The following is a 6946-nucleotide window of genomic DNA, read 5'->3' on the forward strand; positions in this document are numbered from 1 at the left end:
GGGATCTTTATATTTAGACCAGTTTAAAAGTCGAATGAAATTTGTAAGAAGAAGGTTCGTGGCTGACCAATATATTTACCACCGGTTGCATCTGATGAACGGGTGAAATACTGTTTATCAAATACATTCTTGATGCCAGCGGCAACTTTAACCCCTTGCAGCGAACCGCTAAAGTCATAGCCTGTACGTACAGCGAAAGTTGAATAGCCAGGAATATCGCCCAGTTTACCGTTTGCAGTTTCTTCAGTTTGGTAGATGTTAGAATCTTGGTTACCTGGAGCACGTTGCTTAGATTGTGCGTACATGTCAGCATTGATGGACCAAGCATCATATTTATAGCCTAAGCCAAAGTTTGCGACATTTTGTGAATAGAAGGGCAAATCTTTACCTTTAAAGTTACCTGCTTCAGCAACCGCTTTGGTATAGGTGTAATTACCATAGGCTTTTAAGCCTTTGAGCTTGTCAGCTAAATGTCCAAAGTCATAGCTAAAACCGGTTTCGATCCCTTTATGACTTGTAGCACCGAGGTCAGTCCAAATGCCATTGTTTGCAGCATCACGTTCTAAAATCAGTTCTTTGTCAAAATCTAGATAAAACGCAGTCAATTCAGCACTCAAACCATTGCCTAAATATTTGGTACCAATTTCATAGTTATTAGACTTTTCAGGATGTAAGCCATCTAAGGTGGTGACCGCTGTAGTACCTTGCGTTGTTGCTAACTGGTTATATTGCTGTGGACCAAAAGAGACACCGGCATTGGCAAAGAAATTCCAATGGTCTGTTGCTTTATACAGGATAGCTAAACTTGGCAAAAATTCATCTGATTGGATCGATGGATGAACAGTATTTTGTAATACGCCATTTTTATAGGCACTAAAACTGTTTTGCGTATCAATCGATTCAAAACGAACGCCGGGTGTAATATTCCATTTACCCAGTTCTATACGGTTATCGATATAAGCAGCATGCGCTTTGGTGCCACCCGCACTACGGGTACGTGCTATAAACTGACCGGGTTCTGCATCTGCTGCGTATTCAGTACGGCCTGCGAACTCGGTGCTCTCTTCGTCCATATAACGGTAGCCGACAGTCACTTCATTCAGCGTGCTACCTAAACTATAGCTACGTGAATAACGTGGCTCAATGGCAAAGACTTTATAATCACGCGGTGAAGCATCTAAGCGATGATTGCCGTTGGCTAAAGTAGATTCAAGGTTGCTGGTACGGAATGAATCGATGTAATAACTTAAAAGTTCAAAGTTGTTCGTGTCATCTTTATGTGTATAACGTAGGGATACATCTGAACGACGGCCAGTGAAAAAGTCACGATAATGCGACGTTTGATATGGATTTACTTCGAATTCAGCAGCGCTTAAACCTTCAGGCATTTCACCTGTACCATCGTAATGATGGAAATTTAATGCGATTTTATCCTGATCAGTGATGTCATAAGCGGTTTTTAACATGACATCATCAATGTCATTTTTATTGTTCGCTTCACGATAACCGTTGCCTTTAGTACCTGAATAAAGCAAGGCAAGACCTAAACCATTATCTAATGTTCCACCAACAAACAGACTAGGACCTAATTTTACCTGATCTGTACCTGTTGCATATTCAGAGTTTAATGCCACGGTACCTTTAAAGTCTTCAGGAATGCTACGTGTGGCAAAGTTGATAATACCGCCGACATTTTGTGGCCCAAAACGGACAGAACCTGCACCACGGACTACATCAACAGATTCTATATTTCCTAAAGAGACAGGCGCCATCGAAAGCTGTGGTTGGCCATACGGTGCAAATGACATTGGTATGCCATCGATCAACACAGTTGAACGTGGAGAGAGGCGAGAAGTTAATCCACGAACGCCAATATTTAATGAAACATCGCTACCGCCAGTACCATTATTTTCTTGAACCTGAACACCAGAAACTTGGCGTAACGCATTTTTTAGAGATGTTGCTGCGCTTTCGTTTAAGCGTTTACGGTCAATAATGGTCCGCGCACCGGCATGCTTTTGCACCTTTTTTTCATTGGCGTTTTCCAGCCAGTTCCCTTGAGTTTCAATGGTGATGGTCGGTAAAACATCAGCTTGCGCGGTATCTGTATTTTCAGCAGCAGAAGCCATAGTGGCAACCATGCTTATACCTACGGCAATACTCAGCGGTAATAAAGGGAAGTTTTGAAGCTTTGAAGATTTTTTGCTTGAACTATACATAAAAGTGTGAGCAATGGAGAGAGTGCGCGTATCATAATCTTGAGTGTGATAAATTTAAATAAGGATGATTATCATTTAAAACTATGAATTTGACTAAGCTAATAGACTTTTTAATTTAAATAAAGAATAGGTGGATTTTATAATTAAAAAAACCGCGCTAAAGCACGGTTTCTTAAAATGAATTTAATTATTTGAACTGGATAGAGCCATTTGCACTGACCGTGATTTTAGATTCACCACCTGCCATTTCTTGCTCAGGAATAGCATCAGCTGCCGCAGCTTTCATCATCGCCATACGCGGAACTGGCTGACCACCATAATTGCTGGTATTTAAATTAATATTAACTAAGTTGTAGCCTGATTTATTCCATGCCTGAGCGAGCGCTTGGGCACGTTGTTGAAAGTTTTTGGATGCTTCAACCATCAGTTCATTTTCAACTTTTTTACGCTGTGCATCTGACACACTAAAGCTGATGGATTGAGTTTGGAAATTTTGTTGTAACTCGCTCACCAATTGGCTAGCTGCTTTAAAGTCTGTACTTTCTAAACGTACTTCGGCACGACCACGCCATTCTTTCAATTTACGACTGTCATTGTCATAAATCGGGTAGGTGCTTTGAGATCCCGTTTCGATTTTTACCGCAGGGTATTTACGGGCTGTGTTCACCGCTTGGGTCATCAATTGGTTGATTTGGGTAGCAAGTTCAGCCGGCTGTTTATTTGATTTTTCAATATATAAAACGGCATACATTTGGTCGTTCGACACTTGGCGAGTAGCATCCGCCTGAATATTCACGATGTTGTAATTGAGTGGCTCAGCTGCTTGAGTTGCTGCTGCCAAACCTAGACCGGATGCTAATAAAACAGTGGATAAGATAATTTTACGCATTGTTATGACCTATTCTTCTTTCAGAATGATTAATTTAGCTTATGCTGTTATCTTAAAAGGGGATTGTGATGGATTAAAGGAAAATCTGTGGTGGGATTGTAAATCTTTCAAGAAAAATAAATGTAGTGCTTGATGAATTATTTATTTAAATAATCAGTACTTAGTTGTTTAAATAATTGAAGATTACAATAATCATTCATAAGTTGTAAAAAAGCATAAAATAAAAAGGTTTTCTTTGTTTTGTCACACTGTAAGATGATAATTCAAGATATCCATGGAATAGATCTGTTTTTTCTCTAAATTATCTTTTTATTTGATCATAAAAGTGATTTATTTTCTTGAAAAAGTCTGTATCATCCGCCTCCTAGTTAGCCCATACTCAAAGAGCTTTTAAAGCTAACTAGAAACTCATAAAGCACCGAGTCAAAGGACCGCAAGTCACCCGACTTATTTCTTTCAACCCATATCAGAGATGGTAATTCGATATGAGCGTTTCTTCTGTAAACCCTGCCACTAATTCTACTAACGAATACTATTTGACTCGCCAAAGCCAGATGGAATCCAATGTTCGTAGCTATCCGCGTAAACTTCCACTTGCGATAGCAAAAGCTTTAGGTTGTTGGGTTACTGATGTTGAAGGTACAGAGTACCTCGATTGTTTGGCTGGGGCAGGAACATTGGCATTAGGCCATAATCATCCTGCGGTAATTCAAAGTATCCAAGACACACTTGCAAGTGGCCTCCCATTGCATACTTTGGATTTAACAACGCCTTTAAAAGATGCTTTTACTGAAGCACTACTTGAGCAATTACCTGGTGGTAAAGAAGAGTATTGTCTACAGTTCTGTGGCCCATCTGGTGCAGATGGTACAGAAGCAGCAATTAAATTAGCAAAAACTTACACTGGTCGTAGTTCAGTAATCAGCTTCTCAGGTGGTTACCATGGTATGACTCACGGTTCTTTAGCAATGACAGGTAACTTGTCTGCGAAGAACGCTGTGAACGGCTTAATGCCGGGTGTTCAATTTATGCCGTATCCGCATGAATACCGTTGCCCATTAGGCATTGGTGGTGAAGCGGGTGTAGACGCATTAACCTATTATTTCGAAAACTTCATTGAAGACGTAGAAAGTGGTGTAACGAAACCTGCAGCTGTAATCTTGGAAGCAATCCAAGGCGAAGGCGGTGTAGTGACTGCACCTGTAAAATGGTTAAAGAAAATCCGCGAAGTGACTGAAAAGCACAACATCGTGTTGATTCTTGATGAAGTACAAGCGGGCTTTGCACGTTCAGGTAAAATGTTTGCCTTTGAACATGCAGGTATTGAGCCAGACGTCGTTGTAATGTCTAAAGCGGTAGGTGGTAGCTTACCACTTGCAGTATTGGGCATTAAACGTAAGTTTGACGCATGGCAACCAGCGGGTCACACGGGTACATTCCGTGGTAACCAACTTGCTATGGGTACTGGTCTTGCAACAATCAAAACCATCAAAGAACAAAACTTGGCTCAAAACGCGCAAGAGCGTGGCGACTTCTTACAAGCTGAAATTAAAAAATTAGCGGTAGAATTCCCATGTATCGGTAACGTACGTGGCCGTGGTTTGATGATTGGTGTTGAAATTGTTGATGAACGTCAAAAAGCAGATCACATGGGTTCTTTACCAGGTGATTCTCAATTGGCAGCAGCAATTCAAGCAGCATGTTTCAACAACAAATTGTTGTTAGAAAAAGGTGGTCGTAACGGTACTGTAATTCGTTTACTTTGCCCATTGATCATTAACCAAGCTGAATGTGAAGAAGTGATCGTTCGCTTCAAGAAAGCACTTGCTGAAGCACTTGTTGCAACTCGAGGCGCATAAGTCATGGTAGATTTTGCAGAACATCGTAAAGCGTTATTCTGCAATGATGCACAATCCATTGCTGACTATCAGTCAGCAATGGGCGAAGCGGTCAAAGCCGTTTCTGCATGGTTGCAAAATGACAAAATGTACACCGGCGGTAGCATTAAAGAGCTTCGTAGTGCAATTGCATTCAATCCTTCAAAAGAAGGTATGGGTGTACAAAAATCACTAGACCGTATGGTTGAGCTGTTCTTAAACAAAAGCTTAAAAGTACATCACCCACATTCTTTAGCGCATTTGCATTGCCCAACAATGGTAACAAGCCAAATCGCTGAAGTGCTGATCAACGCGACTAACCAATCTATGGACTCATGGGATCAAAGCCCTGCAGGTTCATTGATGGAAGTTCAGTTAATTGACTGGCTTCGCCAAAAAGTTGGCTATGGTGCAGGTCAAGCAGGTGTATTCACCTCTGGCGGTACGCAGTCTAATTTAATGGGTGTTTTGCTTGCACGTGATGCATGTATTGCTAAAAACTGGAAAGACGAAAACGGTAACCCGTGGTCTGTTCAGCGTGATGGCGTACCTGCGGAAGCAATGCGTAACGTAAAAGTGATCTGTTCTGAAAATGCACACTTCTCTGTGCAAAAGAACATGGCCATGATGGGTATGGGTTTCCAATCTGTTGTCACTGTTCCTGTAGATGCAAATGCACGCATGGATATAGACGCGCTTGAGAAAACCATGGCGCACCTTCAAGCTGAAGGTAAAATTGTAGCATGTGTGGTTGCAACTGCGGGTACAACCGATGCAGGCGCAATTGACCCATTGAAAGAAGTGCGTGCAATCACCAACAAATATGACGCGTGGATGCATATCGACGCAGCATGGGGCGGTGCACTGATTCTTTCAAATGACTATCGTTCAATGTTAGATGGTATTGAACTGTCTGACTCGGTAACGCTTGATTTCCATAAGCATTACTTCCAAACGATTTCATGTGGCGCATTTTTGCTTAAAGATGAATCGAACTATCGTTTCATGCATTATGAAGCTGAGTATTTAAACTCTGCTTATGATGAAGAGCATGGCGTTCCTAACTTAGTATCTAAGTCACTACAAACAACACGTCGTTTTGACGCGTTGAAATTGTGGATGACGGTTGAAGCGTTAGGTGAAGAGCTTTACGGTTCGATGATCGATCATGGTGTAGGTCTTACACGTGATGTTGCAGATTATATCAATGCAACTGACGGTCTAGAAATGCTGGTTGATCCTCAATTTGCATCTGTTTTGTTCCGTGTAGTACCAGCAGGTTACCCAGCAGAATTGTTAGATACATTGAACCAAAACGTAGCAGACGAATTGTTTGCTCGTGGTGAAGCGAATATTGGTGTAACTAAAGTGGGTCAGGTTCAATCATTGAAAATGACGACTTTAAGCCCAGTAGCAACTTTAGACAACGTGAAGAACTTGCTTGCTCTTGTGCTAGCAGAAGCGGATCGTATCAAAGGTCCAATTGCTGATGGTACATATACTCCTGCAATTGACTAATCATCATTTTGTAGTTGTAGAAGAAGGAGCTCATTTGAGCTCCTTTTTTTTAAAAAATGAAAAGGCGCTTAATTTATTGCATGGCCGCAATTTTTCATTGAAAGATGATAGTTTACTGCGTAGGCAGATTGTTACTTTGAGGGATCAAAGTAACTAAAATCCTTCTCAGGCAAAAGGTACATCCATGTGACCATTACCTTATAGTGACATCCCTGTCTCCAGTCGCGATAGTCATTGATGTTTATCATTTGATGAATGAGATACCACAATATTTATAACCAATATAAGGCTTGTAAAGGAGTTTCCCTCTCCTTGTAGGCATAGGTATCTACACATTTTTTATAAATTGAATGCGATCTGAGCAATCGCATTCAGCTCATCAGACGAATACTCTGACAACAACTGAAGAGTGTTCAATAGTATTGAAAGCCCTGCCAGTATGG

Annotated in this window: 4 protein-coding genes; 2 read left to right on the forward strand and 2 right to left on the reverse strand. The window is 41.1% G+C overall.

Going from position 1 to position 6946, the window contains the following annotated elements; translation table 11 throughout:
- Positions 1-23 precede the first annotated feature (23 nt).
- Both FTU83_RS10225 and FTU83_RS10230 read right to left on the reverse strand, forming a co-directional pair.
- Positions 24-2219 carry a TonB-dependent siderophore receptor gene (locus FTU83_RS10225; protein ID WP_180106372.1) on the reverse strand — a complete coding sequence of 732 codons (2196 nt, stop codon included), beginning with the start codon at positions 2217-2219 and terminating at the stop codon, positions 24-26.
- A 187-nt stretch (positions 2220-2406) separates the two neighbouring features.
- Positions 2407-3108 carry an SIMPL domain-containing protein gene (locus FTU83_RS10230; protein WP_180106370.1) on the reverse strand — a complete coding sequence of 234 codons (702 nt, stop codon included), beginning with the start codon at positions 3106-3108 and terminating at the stop codon, positions 2407-2409.
- Between the two features lie 485 nt (positions 3109-3593).
- On the opposite strand from FTU83_RS10230, the gene FTU83_RS10235 reads away from it, so the two are divergent.
- Together FTU83_RS10235 and FTU83_RS10240 are read left to right on the forward strand one after the other, a co-directional pair.
- Positions 3594-4967, forward strand: coding sequence for a diaminobutyrate--2-oxoglutarate transaminase (locus tag FTU83_RS10235; protein WP_078190193.1), 1374 nt, complete (start codon positions 3594-3596; stop codon positions 4965-4967).
- A 3-nt stretch (positions 4968-4970) separates the two neighbouring features.
- Positions 4971-6503, forward strand: coding sequence for an aspartate aminotransferase family protein (locus FTU83_RS10240; RefSeq protein WP_168379197.1), 1533 nt, complete (start codon positions 4971-4973; stop codon positions 6501-6503).
- The last annotated feature ends 443 nt before the right edge of the window (positions 6504-6946 follow it).

The sequence above is a fragment of the Acinetobacter sp. YH12152 genome, assembly GCF_013418285.1.
Taxonomy (GTDB): Bacteria; Pseudomonadota; Gammaproteobacteria; order Pseudomonadales; family Moraxellaceae; genus Acinetobacter; species Acinetobacter amyesii.

Bases quoted from the DNA above. Each gene is read 5' to 3' on its own strand.
- FTU83_RS10225 (WP_180106372.1), bottom strand. From the start codon at position 2,219: ATGTATAGTTCAAGCAAAAAATCTTCAAAGCTTCAAAACTTCCCTTTA.
- FTU83_RS10230 (WP_180106370.1), bottom strand. From the start codon at position 3,108: ATGCGTAAAATTATCTTATCCACTGTTTTATTAGCATCCGGTCTAGGT.
- FTU83_RS10235 (WP_078190193.1), top strand. From the start codon at position 3,594: ATGAGCGTTTCTTCTGTAAACCCTGCCACTAATTCTACTAACGAATAC.
- FTU83_RS10240 (WP_168379197.1), top strand. From the start codon at position 4,971: ATGGTAGATTTTGCAGAACATCGTAAAGCGTTATTCTGCAATGATGCA.